Raw genomic sequence first — 19,221 nt, 5'->3', positions numbered from 1 at the left:
GTGACCGTCGACCGCGGCAGGATCGAGGCCGCCGTCAGCGAGATCCTCGCGGCCATCGGAGACGATCCGGGCCGCGAGGGTCTCGTCGACACGCCCCGCCGCGTCGGGGAGCTGCTCGCCGAGCTCTACGCCGGCACGGGCCTCGACCCGGCCGACGCGCTCGGTACCACGTTCGCGGCCGGCGAGGCGAGCGCAGTGGGTAGGGCGGGTGCCGCTGGTACTGCGGGTGCCCCGGGTACTGCGGGCGCCGCGGGTGCTTCGGCCGGGCGAGCGGATGCTCAGCCGGCCGGTCCCGTTCTCATCCGCGACATCGCCTTCCGCTCGGTCTGCGAGCACCACCTGCTGCCGTTCGAGGGCGTCGCCCACGTGGCCTACCTCCCGGGCGAGCAGGTGGCCGGCCTCGGCGGGGTCGTGCGCGTGGTCGAGTCGGCGGCCTCCCGCCCCCAGCTGCAGGAGCGCCTCACCGACGACATCGCGGATGCGCTGCAGCGCGGTCTCGGAGCCCGCGGCGTGCTCGTCGTGCTCGACGCCCGCCACGGCTGCGTCACGGCGCGCGGCCCCCGCCAGACCGGCAGCACCACCCTCACCCTCGCGGCCCGGGGCGAGCTCGCCGATCCGGCCGCCCGCGCCGAGCTCACCGCCCTCATCGCGGCCCCGCGCCGCCCCATCGAAGGCGGCCTGCCCGCATCGGACTCGACGACGCCCCACGCCGGGATGACCACGGGTGCCGGGCCGGCGACGGGCGCCGAGACGGGGGAGGGCCCGTGACGAGCATCCTGGGCATCCTGAACGTCACGCCCGACTCGTTCAGCGACGGCGGAATGTGGGTCGACCGCGACGCCGCCGTGAAGCACGCGCTCGGCATGGTGGCGCGCGGCGCCGACATCATCGACGTCGGCGGCGAGTCGACCCGGCCGGGTGCGCAGCGCGTGGCGATCTCCGAGGAACGCCGACGCGTGCTGCCGATCGTGCGCGACCTCGTCGCCGAGGGCGTCACGGTCAGCGTCGACACGATGAACGCGTCCACCGCCGCCGCCGCGATCGAGGCCGGAGCCGCCATCGTCAACGACGTGTCGGGCGGGCTCGCCGACCCCGAGATGGACGAGCTGATCGTCGGCAGCGACGCCCGCTTCGTGGTGATGCACTGGCGTGGGCCGAGCGACGGCATGAACGAGCTCGCCCGCTACCGCGACGTGGTCGGCGAGGTGACGTCGGAGCTCGAGCTGCGCGCCGCCCAGCTGATCGTGAAGGGCGTCGACCCCGAGCGGCTGATCCTCGACCCCGGGCTCGGCTTCGCGAAGAACGCCGACCACAACTGGGCCGTGCTCGGGCGGCTCGACCGCCTCGTCGGGCTCGGACTGCCGGTGCTCGTCGGGGCGTCGCGCAAGAGGTTCCTCGCCGATCTGGTGCCGGGCGGGGCCACCGCGGTCGAGCGGGATCTGGCATCCTCGACGGTGGCGGCGCTCGCGGTGAACGCCGGGGCGTGGGGGGTGCGGGTGCACGACGTGTCGCTCACCCGGGGTGCGGTCGACGTGGCCGAGGCGTGGCGCCGGGGGCGGGACGCGGGCGGAGGCGTGCGATGAACGAGGGGGAGAGCATCCTGAACCAGACCCACAACCCGGGCTCGCCCGTGCCCGTCGACGGGCTCGACGTGCTGACGCTGACGGGGCTCGAGGTGTTCGCGCACCACGGCGTCTTCGACTTCGAACGCGAGAACGGGCAGCTGTTCGTGCTCGACGTGCAGCTGTGGCTCGACACCGCGGGGGCCGCCGGCGGCGACGACCTCGCACAGACGGTGCACTACGGCGAGCTCGCCGAGGAGATCGCGGCCGCGGTGGCGAACGACCCCGTCGACCTGATCGAGACGCTGGCCGAGCGGGTGGCGGGCGTGGTGCTGGCGCATCCGCCGGTTCGACAGACGCGGGTGGTCGTGCACAAGCCCGACGCGCCCATCACCGTGCCCTTCGCCGACGTCAGCATCACGATCACCCGCCGCCCCGCGCCGGCCCCGGCCACCGCGCCCGGCCCGGCCACCGCGCCCGGCCCGGCCACCGCGCCCGGCCCGTCCGCTTCCATGCCCGCCGCGGCCGCGCCCGCACCCGACGCCCCCGCTCCCAGCCCCACGAGAACGGCCCCCGCATGAACCCCCGCCCCATCGGCAGCGTCGAGCGCCGCATCATCCGGCTGCCGGCGGTGCTCGCCTTCGGCAGCAACCTCGGCGACCGCGAGGCCACGATCCTCGGCGCGATCGACGACCTCCGCGCCACCCCCGGCATCGAGGTCGAGAAGGTCTCGCGCCTCTACGAGACCGTCGCGGTGAAGCCCCAGGGCATCGACGTCGATGCGCCGGGCTACCTCAACGCCGCCGCCACCATCCGCACGAGCCTCCACCCCGAGGAGCTGCTCGGCGAGGTCAACCGCATCGAGCACGAGCACGGCCGCGTGCGCACCGAGCGCTGGGGCGACCGCACGCTCGACGTCGACATCGTCACCTTCGCCTCGATCGTTCGCGACACCCAGCGCCTCACCCTGCCGCACCCGCGCGCGGCCGAACGCGATTTCGTGCTCGTCCCGTGGCTCGAGATCGACCCGAACGCCACCCTGCCCGGCATCGGTCGAGCGGATGCGCTGCTCACCTCCATCCCGCAGACCACCCTGCGCCCCTACGTGGGGGAGGCGCGGTGAGGCACACCCGACCGCTCACCCTCGTGGCCTTCGCGGCCGTGGGGCTCGCCCTCGGCTTCGTGCTCGAGGTCGCGCTCGCGTCGGCGGGGCAGCCGGTGCTGATCCCGCCGTACACGCTGACGATCACGCTCGTGGCGGCGGCGGCGATCGTGGTGGTGCTGGCGATCCCGATCGCCCGGGCGCTGCGGGGCCGCTCCACCACGCGGATCAACCCGTTCCGCGCCATGCGCACCGTCGTGCTCGCGAAGGCGTCGAGCCTCGTCGGCAGTTTGATCGCGGGGCTCTCGGCGGGCATCGTGATCTTCCTCGTCACGCGACCCGTCATCGCCGACGTCGGCTCGATCTGGCCGGGCATCGCCGCCGCGATCTCCGGCGTGGCCCTGCTGATCGCGGGCCTGGTCGCCGAGCGCCTCTGCACCCTGCCGCCCGACGAGCCCGACGACGCGGCCGGGGCGGGCGCCGCATGAGCCGCCTCACGGCCGGCGACCCGGTGCCGCCCGACCCCGACCCCGCCGCTTCGCCCCTGGACACACCCGGAGAAGACGACGGCTGGCGCGGCGTCAGCCCCAAGTTCGTCGGTGTCGAGCTCGTGTCGAGCCTCATCGGCGGGCTCGTGCTCTGCGCCATCACGGTGCCGTTCATCCTGCTGCGCACCTGGTTCGGCTGGCCGGCGCTCGCCGTCGCCGTCGTGATCACGATCGTCACGCTGGCCCTCGCCCCGCGCCGGGTGCGGGCGATCGGCTACCGCCTGCGCGCCGACGACCTGGTCTTCCGCCGCGGCATCATGTTCCACCGCGTCGTCTCCGTGCCCTACGGACGCATGCAGCTCATCGACATCAACCGCGGCCCCGTCGCCCGGGCCCTCGGCCTCGCCGAGCTGAAGTTCGTCACGGCCGCCGCCGCGACGGGCGTGGCGATCCCCGGGCTCGTCGCCGCCGACGCCGACGCGCTGCGCGACCGCCTGGTCGAGCTCGCCGAGTCGCGCCGCGTCGGTCTGTGAGGCCCCGCCGATGACGGCCCCGGATGCGCGACCCTCCGACCCCTCGGACGACCCCACCCCGCCGACCCCGCCGACCCCACCGGTTCCGGCAGCCGCCGAGTCCGAGCCCGCAGCCCCGCCCGCCCCGGCCCCCACCCCCACCACCGAGCTCACCGACGGCGAGTGGCACCGCCTGCACCCCGCGACCCCGCTGCTGCGGGGCGGCATCGTGCTGATCGCGATCCTCGGCTTCGTGCTCGCGAACTTCCGTGAGCGGCTCGTCGACTGGGTCTTCGGCGCGCCCGAGCTGCCGGGCGACCCGCTGCAGACCGCCTACGAGCGCGGCCAGATCGGCTGGATCTCGCTCATCGTCGTCGCAGCCCTCGTGGTCGGCGTCGTCAGCTTCTACGTCTCCTGGCGCCTGCACACCTTCCGCGTCGGCGACGACGTCGTCGAGGTGCGCAGCGGCGTGCTCTTCCGCACCCACCGCCGGGCCCGCCTCGACCGCATCCAGGGTGTCTCGATCTCGCGCCCGTTCTTCGCCCGCCTCTTCGGCGCCGCCCGCCTCGAGGTCAGCGTCGCCGGACAGGACGCCAAGGTGCAGCTCGCCTACCTCGGCAGCGCCCAGGCCGACGCCCTCCGCCGCGACGTGCTGCTGCTCGCCTCGGGCGCGCAGCTCGCCCGGGCGCAGGAGACGGGGGCGCCGATCGCGCTGCCCCTCGACCCGGCGGCGGTGGCCGCGGCCCAGGCGGCACCCGCACCCGAAACCGCAACCGCACCCGCCGGCGCATCCGATCACCACCCCCACCCGGGCCTCGTCAACCAGCGGATGCGCGAACTGCTCGCCCCCGAGCTCGACCCCGCCCTGGCCGCCCCCTCGTCGGTGGTGAAGATCCCGCCGGGGCGCCTGATCCTGTCGCTCGTGCTCAGCGGATTCACCGTGGTGCTGCTGATCGTCGCCGTGTTCATCGTGGTGAGCTCGATGATGGGGCGGCGCGAGCTGTTCGTCATCCTGATCGTGCCGGGGCTGGCGGCGGCGATCGGCTACTACTTCAACCGCTTCACGAAGTCGTTGCGCTACAGCATCGCGGGCACGCCCGACGGGGTGCGGGTGGGATTCGGGCTGCTCTCGACGAGCAACGACACGCTGCCGCCGGGGCGCATCCACGCGATCGAGGTCAGCCAGCCGCTGCTCTGGCGGCCGGCCGGCTGGTGGATGATCCGCATCAACCGCGCGGGCGCCGCCGGCGAGGGCTCGGCGCAGACCAGCACCACGATGCTCCCGGTGGGCACGCTCGACGACGTGCGCACGGTGCTCGGCCTCCTCCTCCCGTCGCTCGCGAAGCCCGCCGCGCCCGCGACCGGGGAGGCGCCCGCCGACCCCGTCAGCACCCGCGACATCGTGCTCGCCGGCCTCACCGCCCGCGCCGGCGAGGGCTTCACCGACGCCCCGCGCCGCGCCTGGCCGATCCGCCCCTTCTCCTGGCGCCGCACCGGGTTCGCCGTCACCGACGACGCCATCCTGCTGCGCTCGGGCTTCGTCTGGCGCCACCTCTCGGTCGTGCCGCTGGCCCGCGTGCAGAGCCTCCGCATCACCCAGGGCCCCCTGCTCCGGATGCTCGACCTCGTCGATCTCGCCGTCCAGACCGTCGCGGGCCCCGTCCGCGCCCGCGTCCCGGCGGCCGACCGCGTGGCGGGCACCGCCGCCTTCGAGCTCTGGGCCTCCCGGGTCGTGGACGCCGCCTCCACCGACACCTCCCACCGCTGGGCCACCCCGTCCGCCCAGCCCACCCCACCCACCCCAACCGCCCAGCCCACGCAGGCCCCGCCCGCCCCACCGACCCCCGAAGGAGACCCCCGATGAGACCCTCCGAGCGCACCGGCCGCCTCGGCGTCGGCATCATCGGCGCCGGTCGCGTCGGCCCCGTGCTAGGTGCCGCCCTGGCCAACGCCGGCCACGCGATCGTCGGCGTCTCCGCGATCTCCGACGCCAGCCGTGACCGTGCCGAGGTGATGCTCCCCGGAGCCCCGATCCTCCCCATCCCCGAGCTCGTCGAGCGCAGCGAGCTCGTGCTGATCGCCGTGCCCTCGGCCGAGCTCCCCGCCCTCATCGCCGGCCTCGCCGAGACGGGCGCCTGGCAGATGGGACAGCTCGTGCTGCACACCGCCCCCGAGTTCGGCGCCGACGTGTTCGCCGCCGCGAGGGGGGCCGGCGTGATCCCGCTGGCCGTGCATCCGGCCATGTCGTTCACCGGCACCAGCGTCGACCTCGCCCGCCTCGCCGGAACCCACTTCGCCGTCACCGCCCCCACCCCCGTGCTGCCCATCGCGCAGGCGCTCGTGGTCGAGATGGGCGGCGAGCCGGTGATCGTCGCCGAGGCCGACCGCCCGGCCTACGCGGAGGCCGTCGAGACGGCCACGACCTTCTCGAGCGCCATCGTCGACCAGGCCGCCGGGCTGCTCGAGGCCATCGGCGTCGACGCCCCCGGCCGCGTGCTCGCCCCCCTCGTGCGCTCGGCCGTCGAGAACGCCCTCGCGCGGGCGGGCGGCGGCATCCCCCCGGTCTGAGCCGGCGAGCAGTGAGCCGGCGAGCGGCCCGGCCCGGCCCAGCGAGCAGTGAGCCAGCGAGCGGTCCGGCCCGGGTAGCATCGTCGTGGCGGTCTGCGAGGCAGGCGGCCGACAGCGAAGGAGTTCCCCCGGTGACCCAGGCCGAAACCGCCCCCCGGCCTCCGGTCGTCGTGACGACGATCGACGACGTGCGGCGCCAGCTCGAGACGCGGGCGACGGATGCGCGGCCCCGCGTCGCCCTCGTCCCCACCATGGGCGCCCTGCACGAGGGCCACCTCGCCCTCGTCGACCGCGCGGCCGAGCTCGCCGACATCGTCGTGGTGTCGGTCTTCGTGAACCCGCTCCAGTTCACGGATCCCGCCGACCTCGAGCGCTACCCCCGCGACCTCGACGCCGACCTCGCGACCCTCGCCGGGCACGGCGCCGACCTCGTCTTCGCCCCCGACGTCACCGAGCTCTACCCCCGCGGCGACACCGCCACCCGCGTCACCGCCGGCACGGTCGGCGGCCTGTTCGAGGGCCGCAGCCGCCCGGGCCACTTCGACGGTGTGCTGACGGTGGTCGCGAAGCTGCTCAACATCGTCGGGCCGCAGTTCGTGCTCTTCGGCGAGAAGGATGCGCAGCAGGTCTTCCTCGTGCGCCGCATGATCGCCGACCTGAACCTCCCCGTCTCGGTCGAGGAGGTCGAGACCGTGCGCGACGACGACGGCCTCGCCCTGTCGAGCCGCAACCGCTTCCTGGACGCCCGGGAGCGCCGCGCCGCCGTCACCCTGCCGCACGTGCTCGAGGCGGCGGTCTCGGCGTCCGACCGCGGCATCGACGCCGTGCTCGCCGCCGCGCAGTCGGCGGCCATGGGCGAGCAGCTCGTCGCGATGGACTACCTCGCGGTCGTGCACCCCGACACCTTCCTCCCGGTCGACGACGACTACACGGGCCCGGCCCGCGCCATCGTTGCGGCCCGCGTCGGCGACACCCGCCTCATCGACAACGCTCCCCTCTACCTCGGCCGCTGACCCCGCCGGGGCGCCGTCTCAGGGGCCGTGCGGTGGGGTGAGCAGCCCGGTGAAGGTCCAGTCGACGCCCTCGTCGACCGTGATGACGACCCGGTAGCTCGTCTCCGACTGCTCGATCAGGAAGTCGCTGCTGCCGCGCACCTCGCACGTGCTGCTGCCGGTGAACGCGCCGGTGCCGGGGATGCGCACGTCGAACGCGCCGTCACCGGTGCACGAGAACGAGACGTCCATCCCCATCCACTCGCGCCCCTCCACGATCGGGTAGTACGGGTTCTGCAGCTCGACCTCGCCGGGCCCGGTGCCCGAGGCGCTGACGGGCGAGGCGGTGGGAGTGGGCGTCGCGGTGGGCGTGGGCGACGCCGCGGGGGCGGTGGCCTCCGGGGCGGGCGCGGGGGAGGTGCAGCCCGCGAGGAGGGTGGCGCCGAGGGCCGCCAGGAGGGCGGCGCCCGCGCGTCGGCGTGCGGTGGTGTGTGCGTCGAGCATCCGGTTCCCCCAGCCGGGTGCCCCCGCACCCCTGCCTCGACCCTAGCCGCCCCGCGCGGCCCGGTAAACTGGGGCCGACCTCGAGGAGACCCGTTCGAATGACTGACGCCCAGACGCCGCCCACCGAATCCGCGCTGACGGCCGCGGAGGCCGCCGCCGAGGCGAGCGAGCAGAAGGCCGTGCGCCTGGCCAAGCGCGAGAAGCTGATCGAGTCGGGCGCCGAGGCGTACCCCGTGTCGGTGCCGGTCACCACGAGCATCCCCGCCGTGCGCGCCGCCTGGGGCCACCTCGCCGCCGACGAGACGAGCGGCGAGATCGTCGGCCTCGCGGGCCGCGTCGTGCACCTGCGCAACACCGGCAAGCTCTGCTTCGTGTCGCTGCAGTCGGGTGACGGCAGCCGCATCCAGGCCATGGTGTCGCAGGCGAACGTGGGCGAGGAGTCGCTCGCCGACTTCAAGGAGCTCGTCGACCTCGGCGACCACCTGTTCGTCACGGGCGAGGTCATCTCCTCGCGCCGCGGCGAGCTCAGCGTCATGGCCACCGGCTGGCAGATCGCGGCGAAGGCCGTGCTGCCGCTGCCGAACCTGCACACCGAACTCTCCGAAGAGACACGGATGCGCAGCCGCTACCTCGATCTCATCGTGCGCGACGGCGCGCGGAAGATGGTGCGCACCCGCGCGCTCACCAATGCGTCGCTCCGCAAGACGTTCGCCGAGCGCGACTTCCTCGAGGTCGAGACGCCCATGCTGCAGACGATCCACGGCGGAGCCGCGGCCCGCCCGTTCGTCACGCACTCCAACGCCTTCGACACCGAGCTGTACCTCCGCATCGCGCCCGAGCTGTTCCTCAAGCGCGCGGTCGTCGGCGGCATCGACCGGGTGTTCGAGATCAACCGCAACTTCCGCAACGAGGGCGCCGACTCCTCGCACTCGCCCGAGTTCGCGATGCTCGAGGCCTACGAGAGCTACGGCGACTACAACACGATCGCCGAGCTGACGCAGACGCTGGTGCAGAACGCGGCGCTCGCCGTCGCGGGGTCGCACGTCGTGACCTGGGCCGACGGCACCGAGTACGACCTCGGCGGCGAGTGGGACCGCATCAGCATGTACGGCTCGCTGAGCGCCGCCGCCGGCATCGAGATCACCCCGCAGACCTCCGTCGCCGAGCTGCAGCAGCTGGCCGACCGCGAGGGCGTCGAGGTGCACCTGGCGAACCACGGCAAGCTCGTCGAGGAGCTGTGGGAGCACTTCGTCAAGGCCGGTCTGACGAGCCCCACCTTCGTGATGGACTTCCCCGTCGAGACCAGCCCGCTCACCCGCGCGCACCGTTCGATCGAGGGCGTCGTCGAGAAGTGGGACCTCTACATCAACGGCTTCGAGCTGGGCACCGGCTACTCCGAGCTGGTCGACCCCGTCATCCAGCGCGAGCGCTTCGTCGAGCAGGCGAAGCAGGCCGCCGCGGGCGACGTCGAGGCCATGCGCCTCGACGAGGAGTTCCTGCGCGCCCTCGAGTTCGGCATGCCCCCGTCCGGCGGCATGGGCATGGGCATCGACCGGCTGCTGATGGCGCTGACGGGCCTGGGTATCCGCGAGACCATCCTGTTCCCCCTGGTGAAGTAGAGGAGTCCGGCATGAGCATGTTCGGCGGCAAGAAGAACGATCCCCTCGAGCCCGGGAAGAGCGAGCGCGAGAACAACGAGGGCGGCCGCGGCGACGGCACGGGCAACCCGAACAAGCCCACGCCCACCCGCATCGCGATCTGGATCATCGTGGGCGGCGTCGGGCTCTACCTCGTGGGCTCGGGCATCTTCGGCATCCTCACGCACTGACGCCGTACCATGGTGGACATGGACGTCCTTCTGCCCGCGCTCTCCGCCCTGGCCCCGACCGTGCTGATCGGGCTCGTGTTCTGGTTCATCATGCGCGCCGTGCTGCGGGCCGACAAGTCGGAGCGTCGCGCGAAGGCCAAGATCGAGGCCGAGGAGCGCGCCCGGCTGGGCCTGCCGGCCAAGGCGTCCGCGGAGTAGCCGCCGAGCCGATACGGTAGCTCTGAGGGCAACCGAGGAGGCCGCAGTGACAGGTGGAGACGTCGCGCTCGTCGTCGCGCTCCTGCTCCTCCTGCTCGACCTGGCGATCCGCATCGGGTCGATCATCGTCATCCCGCGCAACCGTCGCCCGTCGACGGCGATCGCCTGGCTGATGGCCATCTTCCTGATCCCCTACGTGGGCTTCCTGCTGTTCCTCCTGATCGGCTCGTACAAGCTGCCGAAGTCGCGGCGCGACAAGCAGCACGCCATCAACGAGTTCATCGTCGAGACCACCGAGGGCATCGAGCGCGTCAGCGAGAACACGCCCTGGCCGCCCTGGTTCAAGAACGTCGTCGAACTGAACCGCACCCTCGGCGCGATGCCCCTCGTCGGTGGCAACAACGCCACCCTCGTGGGCGACTACGACGAGAGCATCCGTCAGATGACCGCCGACATCGACAAGGCGGGCCGCTACGTGCACGCCGAGTTCTACATCCTGTCCTACGACCAGACCACCAAGCCCTTCTTCGAGGCGCTCGAGGCCGCCGTCAAGCGCGGGGTGACCGTGCGCGTGCTGCTCGACCACATCGCCTCGGTGCGCGCGCCCGGGCACAAGAAGACCGTGAAGATGCTCGACCGCATCGGGGTGAAGTGGCACTTCATGCTCCCCGTGCAGCCCCTCAAGGGCCGCTGGCAGCGCCCCGATCTGCGCAACCACCGCAAGATCCTCGTGGTCGACGGCGACGTCGCCTACATGGGCTCGCAGAACGTGGTCGACCGCAGCTACAACAAGAAGGGCAACCTCCGCCGCGGGCTGATGTGGCAAGACCTGATGACCCGCCTCGAGGGGCCCATCGTCGCCGGCATCAACGCCATCTTCATCACCGACTGGTACAGCGAGTCGAACGAGCTGCTGCTGCGCGAGACGCGCGCCATCACCGACGAGATCATCGACGACGAGCCGGATGCCCTCGACATGCAGGTGGTCCCCTCGGGCCCCGGGTTCGACGGCGAGAACAACCTGCGCCTGTTCCTGGCGCTGCTCTACAACGCGCAGGAGCGCATCGTCATCACGAGCCCGTACTTCGTGCCCGACGACGCCATGCTCTACGCCATCACCACCGCCACCCAGCGCGGCGTCACGGTCGACCTGTTCGTCTCGGAGATCGGCGACCAGGCCCTCGTCTACCACGCCCAGCGCTCGTACTACGAGGCGCTGCTGCGGGCCGGCGTGCGCATCTACATGTACCAGTCGCCGTACATCCTGCACGCGAAGCACTTCACCATCGACGACGAGGTCGCGGTGATCGGCTCGAGCAACATGGACATGCGCTCGTTCAGCCTCAACATGGAGGTCTCGCTGATGGTGCGCGGCCGCGACTTCGTCACCGCCATGCGCGGCGTCGAGGACGGCTACCGCACGGTCAGCCGCGAGCTCACCCTCGACGAGTGGCACAAGCAGCCGCTCCGCAGCACCATCCTCGACAACCTCGCCCGCCTCACCTCGGGCCTCCAGTAGCCCGGTTCCCAGTAGCCCGGTTCAGAGTCCGCCGGCGCGCGAGGAGGCGGCCTTGGCCCGTTCGAGGATCGTGGGGCGTGTGGACTCGGCGACGTCGTCGCGGAGGCCGGGCAGCACGACGTTGACCTGGTCGGCCGCCGACTGGCAGACCACGTTCGAGATGCCGAAGAGCCGGTCGTAGACGCTGTTGTGGATCGTGACCGTCTGGATGCGCCCGTACGGGAGCGCCACCTGCGTGCGGCTGAGCAGGCCGCTGCGATAGCCGATCTCGTCGTCGAGCAGCTGGTAGCGGATGCGCGAGGTCGCCAGCCACGTCGCGATGCCGCTGTAGATCGCGAGGGCCGACAGGACCGCCGGGGCGAACGCGACCACGGCCGGGAGGGTGAGCGGCACGCCCAGCGCCGTGGCGATGACCGGGCCGAGCACGAGGACGAGAACGCCGAGGACGGCGAGCGCCACCCACCGCACGGTCGCGGCCAGGACGACCGCAAGGCGGTAGCGGGTGCTCGTGGCGGTCCACTGGGCTGCAGGAGTGGTGTCGGTCATGAGGTGAGGATACCTCACTCCACCGACACTCAGGGTCGGGGCTGGAGGCGGACCGCGGGGAGGACGGGGGCCGGCAGCGGCGAGCCCTCGAAGTGGTGGTCGCTCGCGCCGAAGCGGCGGAGGGCGTCAGGATGCGCGGGGGCGGGCGGGGGCGTCGAGCCGTCGGGCTCGGCGGAGCGCGACTCGCGCTGCCAGGCCGCGCGGTAGGCGACGATCTCGTCGTGGCTGCGGCCGACGAAGTTCCACCACATCAGGATCTTCTCCCCGAGCGGCTCGCCGCCGATCAGCACGACGCGCACCGGCTCGTCGCCGGCGTGCAGGGTGAGGGTGCTGCGCCCGGCTCCGACGTAGGCCAGCTCGGTGCGGGTGGCCGTGACGCCGTCCACCGCGACGGGGCCGGCGTCGACGAGCACGCCGTGCTCGAAGGAGGGGTCGACGGGCAGCTCCACCGCGCCCCCCGCGGGCAGCGTGATCTCGGCGGCGACGAGCGGGGTGAACGTGGTGGCCGGCACGGCGGCGCCGGCGAGGGAGCCGACGAAGACCTTGAGCCGCGCATCCGCCACCTGCACCTCGACGGCGTCGTGGCTCTCGAAGAAGGGATCGACCTGGCGCGACGCGTCGGGCAGCGCCACCCACAGCTGCACCCCGTGCAGCACGCGGGCGGCGGGCGTCGAGACCTCCGAGTGCGAGATTCCTCGGCCCGCGGTCATCAGGTTGAGTACGCCCGGCCGCACCATCGCGTGGCTGCCGACGCTGTCGCGGTGCTCGATCTCGCCCTCGAACAGCCAGCTCACGGTCTGCAGCCCGGTGTGCGGATGCGGCGGCACGACCATGCCCCCGGTCTCCGACACCGTCGACGGCCCGTAGTGGTCGGCGAAGCACCACGCGCCCACCATCGTGCGCTGCTTGCTCGGCAGGGTGCGGTGCACCGTCATGGCACGCGGACCGCCGAGGGGCACCTCGCGGGCGGTCACGATCTCGGGCGGAGCGGCGCTCGTGGCGGTGTCGCAGGCGGCCCAGGTCTCGTCGGGACGGCGCTCGAGGTTGCTCATGCTCGCATCCTACGTTCTGCCGTCACGCCCACGGCGAACAGGGGCTGTCGTGCCCCGCTTCGCTGGTTAGTCTCTTCCTATCGGTCGCCAACCACCGGCCCTGGCGACCAAGGAGACAGACATGTTTGAGAGATTCACCGACCGAGCCCGTCGCGTCGTCGTCTTGGCGCAAGAAGAAGCCAAGATGCTCAACCACAACTACATCGGCACCGAGCACATCCTGCTCGGTCTCATCCACGAGGGCGAGGGTGTCGCCGCCAAGGCGCTCGAGTCGCTGAACATCTCGCTCGACGCGGTGCGCGAGCAGGTTCAAGACATCATCGGCCAGGGCCAGCAGCAGCCCACCGGGCACATCCCCTTCACGCCCCGCGCGAAGAAGGTGCTCGAGCTCTCGCTCCGCGAGGCGCTGCAGCTCGGCCACAACTACATCGGCACCGAGCACATCCTGCTCGGTCTCATCCGCGAGGGCGAGGGCGTCGCCGCCCAGGTGCTCGTGAAGCTGGGCGCCGACCTCAACCGGGTGCGCCAGCAGGTCATCCAGCTGCTGTCGGGCTACCAGGGCAAGGAGCAGGTCGCGGTCGGCGGCAACGACCAGGCTCCCGACAAGGGCTCGCAGATCCTCGACCAGTTCGGGCGCAACCTCACGCAGGCCGCGCGCGACAACAAGCTCGACCCCGTGATCGGCCGCGAGAAGGAGATCGAGCGGGTCATGCAGATCCTCTCGCGCCGCTCCAAGAACAACCCCGTGCTGATCGGTGAGCCCGGCGTCGGCAAGACGGCCGTCGTCGAGGGACTCGCCCAGGCGATCGTGCGCGGCGACGTGCCCGAGACCCTGAAGGACAAGCAGCTCTACACGCTCGACCTCGGCTCGCTGATCGCCGGCTCCCGCTACCGCGGTGACTTCGAGGAGCGCCTGAAGAAGGTCACCAAGGAGATCCGCACCCGCGGCGACATCATCACGTTCATCGACGAGATCCACACCCTGGTGGGTGCGGGTGCGGCCGAGGGCGCGATCGACGCGGCGAGCATCCTGAAGCCGCTGCTCGCCCGCGGTGAGCTGCAGACCATCGGTGCCACGACGCTCGACGAGTACCGCAAGCACTTCGAGAAGGATGCGGCGCTCGAGCGCCGGTTCCAGCCCATCCAGGTGGCCGAGCCGTCGCTGCCCCACGCGATCAACATCCTCAAGGGGCTGCGCGACAAGTACGAGGCGTTCCACAAGGTGTCCATCACCGACGGCGCGATCGTCGCCGCGGCGAACCTGGCCGACCGCTACGTGCAAGACCGCTTCCTGCCCGACAAGGCGATCGACCTGATCGACGAGGCCGGAGCGCGACTGCGGCTGAGCATCCTGTCGGCCCCGCCGGAGCTGCGCGAGTTCGACGAGCGCATCGCCGCCGTGCGCGGCCAGAAGGAAGCTGCGATCGAGGATCAGGACTTCGAGAAGGCCGCCTCGCTCCGCGACGAGGAGAAGAACCTGCTCGGTGAGCGCCTGCGTCTCGAAAAGCAGTGGAAGGCCGGCGAGGTGCAGACCTCCGGCATCGTCGACGAGGGACTGATCGCCGAGGTGCTGGCCCAGGCCACGGGCATCCCGGTGTTCAAGCTCACCGAGGAGGAGTCGGCTCGCCTCGTGTTCATGGAGAAGGCCCTGCACCAGCGGGTCATCGGCCAGAACGAGGCCATCGCCGCCCTGTCCCGCACGATCCGTCGCACCCGCGCCGGGCTGAAGGACCCGAAGCGCCCCTCGGGCTCGTTCATCTTCGCCGGCCCCACGGGTGTCGGCAAGACCGAGCTCGCCAAGGCGCTCGCCGAGTTCCTGTTCGACGACGAGAACGCGCTGATCTCCCTCGACATGTCGGAGTACGGCGAGAAGCACACGGTCTCGCGACTGTTCGGTGCCCCTCCCGGCTTCGTCGGCTTCGAGGAGGGCGGCCAGCTCACCGAGAAGGTGCGCCGCAAGCCGTTCTCCGTGGTGCTGTTCGACGAGATCGAGAAGGCCCACCCCGACATCTTCAACTCGCTGCTGCAGGTTCTGGAGGAGGGACGCCTGACCGACGGTCAGGGTCGCGTCGTCGACTTCAAGAACACGGTCATCATCATGACGACCAACCTCGGCACGAAGGACATCACGGGTGCCCCGATCGGCTTCCAGGCCACCGGCAACACCGCGACGTCGTACGAGCGCATGAAGGGCAAGGTCTCCGAGGAGCTGAAGAAGAACTTCAAGCCCGAGTTCCTGAACCGCGTCGACGACACCATCGTGTTCCCGCAGCTCGACAAGGAGGAGCTGCTGCAGATCGTCGATCTGTTCATCAAGCGCCTCCGCGACCGTCTGCTCGACCGCGACCTCACGATCGAGCTCACGCTCGCCGCGAAGGAGCGCCTGATCGAGGTCGGCTTCGACCCCTCGCTCGGTGCGCGCCCGCTGCGTCGCGCAATGCAGCACGAGGTGGAGGACCAGCTGTCCGAGCGCATCCTGCAGGGTGAGCTCAACGCCGGCGATCACGTGCACGTCGACTTCGAGAACGGGGCCTTCACCTTCGTGACGACGTCGCGCGAGCCCGTCGCGATCGGTGCGGGAGCCGACTCGTCGGCCTCCTCGGCCGCGGCGGCCGCCGCTCTCGGCGACCTCGACTAGTCACCCCCTCGAAGGGCCGGACACCGCAGGGTGTCCGGCCCTTCGTCGTTCCCGCGCCGGCTCCCGTCGCCGGGAGGTTACGCTGGTCGGATGCCAGAGCAGAAGACGCCCGTGACCGTGCGGCGGGCGCGCACCAGTGACGTCCCGTGGATCCAAGGTCTGGTGGAGCCCCTGGTGCAGCGACGAATCCTGCTCGGCAAGGACGCCGTCGTGTTCTACGAGGCCGTGCAGGAGTTCCGCATCGCGGTGGCCCCCGACGGCACCCCGGTGGGCTGCGGCGCGTTGCACGTCTTCTGGGAGGACCTCGGCGAGGTGCGCACCCTCGCCGTCGACGACGGCTGGCTCGGCAAGGGCGTCGGCAGCGCCCTGCTGCAGCAGCTCGAGGCCGACGCGCTCGACCTCGGCCTGTCGAAGCTGTTCTGCCTCACCTTCGAGGTGCCCTTCTTCGAGCGCAACGGCTACACGGCGTCGCCGCTCTCGCTCGTCGACCCCGAGGTCTACGCCGAGCTCGTGCGCTCTCCCGACGAGGGTGTCGCCGAGTTCCTCGACCTCGCCCGCGTGAAGCCGAACACCCTCGGCAACACCCGCATGCTGAAGCACCTGAGGTGATGTGATGAGCGAGCACGAGCACGAGCACGACGGCGACGCTTTCGGCGGCAGCGGTTCCGACGGCGACGACTCCGGCAGCGTCGGTGACGAGCGGATGCGCGGCGAGGGCGACCCCGCCGACCACCGCAGCTTCAACCAGCGCCTGCGCGACTGCTTCTACGGCCGGCGCCCGGCCGGCGAGACCGACGCCGAGCACGACTCGGCCGCATCCGCTCGGCCGAAGGCGAACCAGATGGGCTTCTTCGGGCGGGTGCAGCGGCCCGGCGGCTTCGACGCGCCGCCGGAGGAGCCGGTGGAGCTCGACGACGACCTGCCGTGGGAGCTCGGCGGCCAGAAGCGCCCTGAGAGCTGACGCCCGGTCAGAGGCGGGAGGCGCACTCCACGCAGAGCGACGCCGTCGGCCGCGCCTCGAGGCGGGCCGCCGCGATCGGGCGATGGCAGACGAGGCACACGCCGTAGCTGCCGTCGTCGACGCGGGCGAGCGCCGCAGCCGTCTCGCCGAGCCGAAGCTCGGCGGCGAGCAGCAGGCCCCGGATGCGCGACCACTCGCTCGACAGCGTCGGCCCCTCGGGGTCGTGCTCGTCGTCGTCGGGGGACGTCTCCCGCGTGGTGCGGAGGGCCGCCATCGTCTCGGTCAGCTCGGTGATGTCGGCGCGCGCCGCGTCGTGCGCGCGCTCGAGCCGGGCCCGGACCTCGTCGCTCGTGGTCGTGCCCCGGTGTCAGCCCGCGGGGGCGGGGCCGTCGGCGGGCTCGGCGTCGCCGATGAACTCCTTGAACTCCTGCTCGAGGTTCTCGTCGAAGGAGTCGGGCTGGTCGGTCTCGTCGCCGTTCGAGCGGGCCGCCACGTTCTCGGAGTCGAGGGCCTCGGCCTCGGTGACGTCGACCTCGGGCTTCTGGCCGTTGTGCTCGAAGGACTCGGGCTCGGTGGGTTCGATGAAGGTGCTCATGCCGACGAGCGTACGCCCGAAACATGCCGAACACATGGCCGGGATACGATCCTCGGGTGTCTCCCGTCTCGCCCTACCAGGTCTGCGTCGCGTTCCTCACGCGCGCGGGTGCCGACGGCCGCACCGAGGTGCTGCTCGGCCGCAAGAAGACCGGTCTCGGCTCGGGCAACATCGTCGGGCTCGGCGGCAAGATCGAGTCGGGCGAGTCGGCCCTGCAGGCGATCGTGCGCGAGATCGAGGAGGAGTCGGGCCTCGTGGTGCAGCCCGGCGACCTGGTCGAGATGGGGCTCGTGAAGTTCGCCTTCCCGTACCGGGAGAACTGGAGCCAGGACTCGACGGTGTTCGTCGGCTCACGTTTCGCGGGGGAGCCGCAGGAATCGGACGAGGTGTCGCCCGACTGGTACCCGCTCGACGCGCTGCCGCTGGGCGAGATGTGGGACGACGCGAAGTACTGGCTGCCCGCGGTGCTGGCGGGGGAGCGGGTGCTCGGTGACTTCACCTTCGGCGAGGACTGCGCCACCGTCAGCGACCACGAGCTGCACGACCCGGCGTACCACGGCCGCTGAGCCCGTACAATCGCGTGTGCCCTCCACGACCGACCTGACCGACTCCGATTCCGCCGCCTCACCGGGTGCCATCGACCCGGCCGAGCTCGCGGTCGCCCTGAAGGTGCTCGCCGACATGGCGGAGCTCGACGAGGAGCACCCCGACTTCGTCGTCATGCGCCGGGCGACGGCGAAGATGGTCAAGGCGGTCAAGCACAAGCGGCGCCGCGAGATCCGGGCCGAGATCGCCGCGGCCGACCGGGTGGTGGTGGCCGCGACCGCCACGGGCGCCCCCGACCGCATCGACGACGAGACCCGCGGCGTCGCGATCCGCGGCACCTCCACGGCGCCCACCGCCGGCACGCTGCTGAAGGCGCGCAAGTGCTACATCTGCAAGCAGCCCTACACGGTGGTCGACGGCTTCTACCACCAGCTCTGCCCCTCCTGCGCGGCGCTCAACCACGCGAAGCGCGAGGCGCGCACCGACCTCACCGGCCGGCGCGCCCTGCTCACCGGCGGCCGCGCGAAGATCGGCATGCACATCGCCCTGCGGCTGTTGCGTGACGGGGCCCACACCACCATCACCACCCGCTTCCCGCGCGATGCCGTGCGCCGCTTCGCGAGCCTGCCCGATGCGGGCGAATGGATGCACCGCCTGACCGTCGTCGGAATCGACCTCCGTGACCCGGCCCAGGTGATCGGGCTCGCCGACCAGGTGGCCGCCGCCGGGCCGCTCGACATCCTGATCAACAACGCGACCCAGACCGTGCGGCGCTCGCCCGGTGCCTACCAGCCGCTGGTCGAGGCCGAACTCGCGCCGCTGCCCGACGGCCCCCTGCCCGAGCTGGTCACGTTCGGCCACACGAACGACGAGCACCCGCAGGCGCTGGCCCGCTCGGTGAGCGCGCACCCGATCCTCGCGGCGGCCGCGGCCCAGGCCGACGGGCTCACCGCGATGGCCGAGGTGCTCACCGAGCGCGCCGACGAGCTGACCGCGCAGGCGCTGGCGGCCGGGTCGAGCTCGCTGGCGCGCCACGCGGCCGGCACCGCGATCGACGCGGGCGGGCTCGTGCCCGACCTGCACGACGTCAACTCCTGGACGCAGCGCGTCGACGAGGTCGACCCGCTCGAGATGCTCGAGGTGCAGCTGGCCAACACGACCGCCCCGTTCATCCTGATCTCGCGGTTGCGGTCGGCGCTCGCGGCGAGTGCGGCCGAGCGGCGGTACGTGGTCAACGTGAGCGCGATGGAGGGCGTGTTCGCCCGCGGGTACAAGGGGCCCGGGCATCCGCACACCAACATGGCGAAGGCGGCGGTGAACATGCTGACCCGCACGAGCTCGCGGGAGATGTTCGAGAGCGACCGCATCCTGATGACGAGCGTCGACACCGGCTGGATCACCGACGAGCGCCCGCACCCCACGAAGCTGAGGCTCGCCGAGGAGGGGTTCCACGCCCCGCTCGACCTCGTCGACGGTGCCGCGCGCGTGTACGACCCGATCGTGCGGGGCGAGGCGGGCGACGATCTCTTCGGCGTCTTCCTGAAGGACTACGCGCCCGCCGCCTGGTGACGGGCCCCGGCACCGCCGCCACACGACTGGGCGCGGGCCGG

The 19,221-nt window shown here is 72.0% G+C and carries 23 protein-coding genes; 18 read left to right on the top strand and 5 right to left on the bottom strand.

The genetic code is table 11. From position 1 onward, the window contains the following. The 9 genes from folE (at position 1) to panC (ending at position 7,245) form a co-directional block, all read left to right on the top strand. Positions 1 to 768 carry a GTP cyclohydrolase I gene (folE, locus tag ITJ64_RS03250; RefSeq protein WP_194679346.1) on the top strand — a complete coding sequence of 256 codons (768 nt, stop codon included), beginning with the start codon at positions 1 to 3 and terminating at the stop codon, positions 766 to 768. Beyond that, entirely contained in the window at positions 765 to 1,583 is an 819-nt protein-coding gene (folP, locus tag ITJ64_RS03245; RefSeq protein ID WP_194679345.1) for a dihydropteroate synthase, read from the top strand. The genes folE and folP overlap by 4 nt, the downstream gene beginning before the upstream one ends. Beyond that, positions 1,580 to 2,143, top strand: a complete 564-nt coding sequence (folB, locus tag ITJ64_RS03240) for a dihydroneopterin aldolase (RefSeq protein WP_194679344.1) — start codon at positions 1,580 to 1,582, stop codon at positions 2,141 to 2,143. Before folP ends, folB begins: the two co-directional genes overlap by 4 nt. Further along, on the top strand, positions 2,140 to 2,685 hold the full coding sequence (folK, locus tag ITJ64_RS03235) for a 2-amino-4-hydroxy-6-hydroxymethyldihydropteridine diphosphokinase (RefSeq protein WP_194679343.1): 546 nt from the start codon (positions 2,140 to 2,142) through the stop codon (positions 2,683 to 2,685). The genes folB and folK overlap by 4 nt, the downstream gene beginning before the upstream one ends. Continuing rightward, positions 2,682 to 3,152, top strand: a complete 471-nt coding sequence (locus tag ITJ64_RS03230) for a DUF3180 domain-containing protein (RefSeq protein WP_194679342.1) — start codon at positions 2,682 to 2,684, stop codon at positions 3,150 to 3,152. The genes folK and ITJ64_RS03230 overlap by 4 nt, the downstream gene beginning before the upstream one ends. Continuing rightward, positions 3,149 to 3,685, top strand: a complete 537-nt coding sequence (locus ITJ64_RS03225; protein ID WP_194679341.1) for a PH domain-containing protein — start codon at positions 3,149 to 3,151, stop codon at positions 3,683 to 3,685. Before ITJ64_RS03230 ends, ITJ64_RS03225 begins: the two co-directional genes overlap by 4 nt. 10 nt (positions 3,686 to 3,695) lie before the next feature. After that, positions 3,696 to 5,528 (top strand): PH domain-containing protein, encoded by a 1,833-nt coding sequence (locus ITJ64_RS03220; protein WP_194679340.1) that lies wholly within the window; start codon positions 3,696 to 3,698, stop codon positions 5,526 to 5,528. Continuing rightward, on the top strand, positions 5,525 to 6,232 hold the full coding sequence (locus tag ITJ64_RS03215) for a Rossmann-like and DUF2520 domain-containing protein (RefSeq protein ID WP_194679339.1): 708 nt from the start codon (positions 5,525 to 5,527) through the stop codon (positions 6,230 to 6,232). Before ITJ64_RS03220 ends, ITJ64_RS03215 begins: the two co-directional genes overlap by 4 nt. A 131-nt stretch (positions 6,233 to 6,363) precedes the next feature. Then, positions 6,364 to 7,245, top strand: coding sequence for a pantoate--beta-alanine ligase (gene panC, locus ITJ64_RS03210; RefSeq protein WP_194679338.1), 882 nt, complete (start codon positions 6,364 to 6,366; stop codon positions 7,243 to 7,245). A gap of 18 nt (positions 7,246 to 7,263) precedes the next feature. Here panC and ITJ64_RS03205 read toward each other — a convergent pair whose 3' ends face one another. Continuing rightward, complete coding sequence (locus ITJ64_RS03205; RefSeq protein WP_194679337.1) at positions 7,264 to 7,728, bottom strand: hypothetical protein; 465 nt, start codon at positions 7,726 to 7,728, stop codon at positions 7,264 to 7,266. A 98-nt stretch (positions 7,729 to 7,826) separates the two neighbouring features. On the opposite strand from ITJ64_RS03205, the gene lysS reads away from it, so the two are divergent. The 4 genes from lysS to cls are packed head-to-tail and all read left to right on the top strand — an operon-like array spanning position 7,827 to position 11,273. Continuing rightward, complete coding sequence (gene lysS / locus ITJ64_RS03200; RefSeq protein ID WP_194679336.1) at positions 7,827 to 9,347, top strand: lysine--tRNA ligase; 1,521 nt, start codon at positions 7,827 to 7,829, stop codon at positions 9,345 to 9,347. Between the two features lie 11 nt (positions 9,348 to 9,358). Then, positions 9,359 to 9,556 (top strand): hypothetical protein, encoded by a 198-nt coding sequence (locus ITJ64_RS03195; RefSeq protein WP_194679335.1) that lies wholly within the window; start codon positions 9,359 to 9,361, stop codon positions 9,554 to 9,556. Between the two features lie 18 nt (positions 9,557 to 9,574). After that, a complete protein-coding gene (locus tag ITJ64_RS03190) occupies positions 9,575 to 9,754 on the top strand; it encodes a hypothetical protein (RefSeq protein ID WP_228507631.1) in 180 nt (59 codons plus the stop codon). Between the two features lie 46 nt (positions 9,755 to 9,800). After that, positions 9,801 to 11,273, top strand: a complete 1,473-nt coding sequence (cls, locus tag ITJ64_RS03185) for a cardiolipin synthase (RefSeq protein WP_194679333.1) — start codon at positions 9,801 to 9,803, stop codon at positions 11,271 to 11,273. Positions 11,274 to 11,294: 21 nt separating this feature from the next. Here cls and ITJ64_RS03180 read toward each other — a convergent pair whose 3' ends face one another. Both ITJ64_RS03180 and ITJ64_RS03175 read right to left on the bottom strand, forming a co-directional pair. After that, a complete protein-coding gene (locus ITJ64_RS03180; protein WP_194679332.1) occupies positions 11,295 to 11,819 on the bottom strand; it encodes a PH domain-containing protein in 525 nt (174 codons plus the stop codon). A 29-nt stretch (positions 11,820 to 11,848) separates the two neighbouring features. Next, a complete protein-coding gene (locus tag ITJ64_RS03175) occupies positions 11,849 to 12,871 on the bottom strand; it encodes a pirin family protein (protein WP_194679331.1) in 1,023 nt (340 codons plus the stop codon). A gap of 121 nt (positions 12,872 to 12,992) precedes the next feature. Here ITJ64_RS03175 and ITJ64_RS03170 point away from each other — a divergent pair, with 121 nt between their 5' ends. The 3 genes from ITJ64_RS03170 (at position 12,993) to ITJ64_RS03160 (ending at position 16,470) form a co-directional block, all read left to right on the top strand. Next, complete coding sequence (locus tag ITJ64_RS03170) at positions 12,993 to 15,509, top strand: ATP-dependent Clp protease ATP-binding subunit (protein ID WP_194679330.1); 2,517 nt, start codon at positions 12,993 to 12,995, stop codon at positions 15,507 to 15,509. A 90-nt stretch (positions 15,510 to 15,599) separates the two neighbouring features. After that, the gene (locus ITJ64_RS03165; protein WP_194679329.1) at positions 15,600 to 16,118 is read left to right on the top strand and encodes an amino-acid N-acetyltransferase; all 519 of its coding nucleotides are present in this window, start codon (positions 15,600 to 15,602) and stop codon (positions 16,116 to 16,118) included. 4 nt (positions 16,119 to 16,122) lie between these two features. Further along, entirely contained in the window at positions 16,123 to 16,470 is a 348-nt protein-coding gene (locus tag ITJ64_RS03160; RefSeq protein WP_194679328.1) for a hypothetical protein, read from the top strand. A gap of 7 nt (positions 16,471 to 16,477) precedes the next feature. On the opposite strand, the gene ITJ64_RS03155 is transcribed toward ITJ64_RS03160, so the two are convergent. Both ITJ64_RS03155 and ITJ64_RS03150 read right to left on the bottom strand, forming a co-directional pair. Further along, entirely contained in the window at positions 16,478 to 16,744 is a 267-nt protein-coding gene (locus ITJ64_RS03155; protein WP_194679327.1) for a TraR/DksA C4-type zinc finger protein, read from the bottom strand. A 93-nt stretch (positions 16,745 to 16,837) separates the two neighbouring features. Continuing rightward, positions 16,838 to 17,065 (bottom strand): hypothetical protein, encoded by a 228-nt coding sequence (locus tag ITJ64_RS03150; protein ID WP_173183269.1) that lies wholly within the window; start codon positions 17,063 to 17,065, stop codon positions 16,838 to 16,840. A 56-nt stretch (positions 17,066 to 17,121) separates the two neighbouring features. On the opposite strand from ITJ64_RS03150, the gene ITJ64_RS03145 reads away from it, so the two are divergent. Together ITJ64_RS03145 and ITJ64_RS03140 are read left to right on the top strand one after the other, a co-directional pair. Continuing rightward, positions 17,122 to 17,631, top strand: a complete 510-nt coding sequence (locus tag ITJ64_RS03145) for an 8-oxo-dGTP diphosphatase (protein WP_194679326.1) — start codon at positions 17,122 to 17,124, stop codon at positions 17,629 to 17,631. A gap of 16 nt (positions 17,632 to 17,647) precedes the next feature. Continuing rightward, on the top strand, positions 17,648 to 19,180 hold the full coding sequence (locus ITJ64_RS03140) for an SDR family NAD(P)-dependent oxidoreductase (protein WP_194679325.1): 1,533 nt from the start codon (positions 17,648 to 17,650) through the stop codon (positions 19,178 to 19,180). Positions 19,181 to 19,221 lie beyond the last annotated feature (41 nt).

This window comes from Herbiconiux sp. VKM Ac-1786 (assembly GCF_015350805.1).
Lineage (GTDB): Bacteria > Actinomycetota > Actinomycetes > Actinomycetales > Microbacteriaceae > Herbiconiux.
Note: the sequence above shows the minus strand (reverse complement) of the source record. Positions and strands in the feature narration are given on the sequence as shown.

Coding starts and splice junctions, on each gene's coding strand:
- ITJ64_RS03165 (WP_194679329.1), top strand. CDS start 15,600: ATGCCAGAGCAGAAGACGCCCGTGACCGTGCGGCGGGCGCGCACCAGT.
- ITJ64_RS03155 (WP_194679327.1), bottom strand. CDS start 16,744: ATGGCGGCCCTCCGCACCACGCGGGAGACGTCCCCCGACGACGACGAG.
- ITJ64_RS03150 (WP_173183269.1), bottom strand. CDS start 17,065: ATGAGCACCTTCATCGAACCCACCGAGCCCGAGTCCTTCGAGCACAAC.
- folK (WP_194679343.1), top strand. CDS start 2,140: ATGAACCCCCGCCCCATCGGCAGCGTCGAGCGCCGCATCATCCGGCTG.
- ITJ64_RS03215 (WP_194679339.1), top strand. CDS start 5,525: ATGAGACCCTCCGAGCGCACCGGCCGCCTCGGCGTCGGCATCATCGGC.
- ITJ64_RS03225 (WP_194679341.1), top strand. CDS start 3,149: ATGAGCCGCCTCACGGCCGGCGACCCGGTGCCGCCCGACCCCGACCCC.
- ITJ64_RS03180 (WP_194679332.1), bottom strand. CDS start 11,819: ATGACCGACACCACTCCTGCAGCCCAGTGGACCGCCACGAGCACCCGC.
- ITJ64_RS03170 (WP_194679330.1), top strand. CDS start 12,993: ATGTTTGAGAGATTCACCGACCGAGCCCGTCGCGTCGTCGTCTTGGCG.
- ITJ64_RS03220 (WP_194679340.1), top strand. CDS start 3,696: ATGACGGCCCCGGATGCGCGACCCTCCGACCCCTCGGACGACCCCACC.
- ITJ64_RS03160 (WP_194679328.1), top strand. CDS start 16,123: ATGAGCGAGCACGAGCACGAGCACGACGGCGACGCTTTCGGCGGCAGC.
- ITJ64_RS03190 (WP_228507631.1), top strand. CDS start 9,575: ATGGACGTCCTTCTGCCCGCGCTCTCCGCCCTGGCCCCGACCGTGCTG.
- ITJ64_RS03195 (WP_194679335.1), top strand. CDS start 9,359: ATGAGCATGTTCGGCGGCAAGAAGAACGATCCCCTCGAGCCCGGGAAG.
- ITJ64_RS03205 (WP_194679337.1), bottom strand. CDS start 7,728: ATGCTCGACGCACACACCACCGCACGCCGACGCGCGGGCGCCGCCCTC.
- folB (WP_194679344.1), top strand. CDS start 1,580: ATGAACGAGGGGGAGAGCATCCTGAACCAGACCCACAACCCGGGCTCG.
- ITJ64_RS03175 (WP_194679331.1), bottom strand. CDS start 12,871: ATGAGCAACCTCGAGCGCCGTCCCGACGAGACCTGGGCCGCCTGCGAC.
- lysS (WP_194679336.1), top strand. CDS start 7,827: ATGACTGACGCCCAGACGCCGCCCACCGAATCCGCGCTGACGGCCGCG.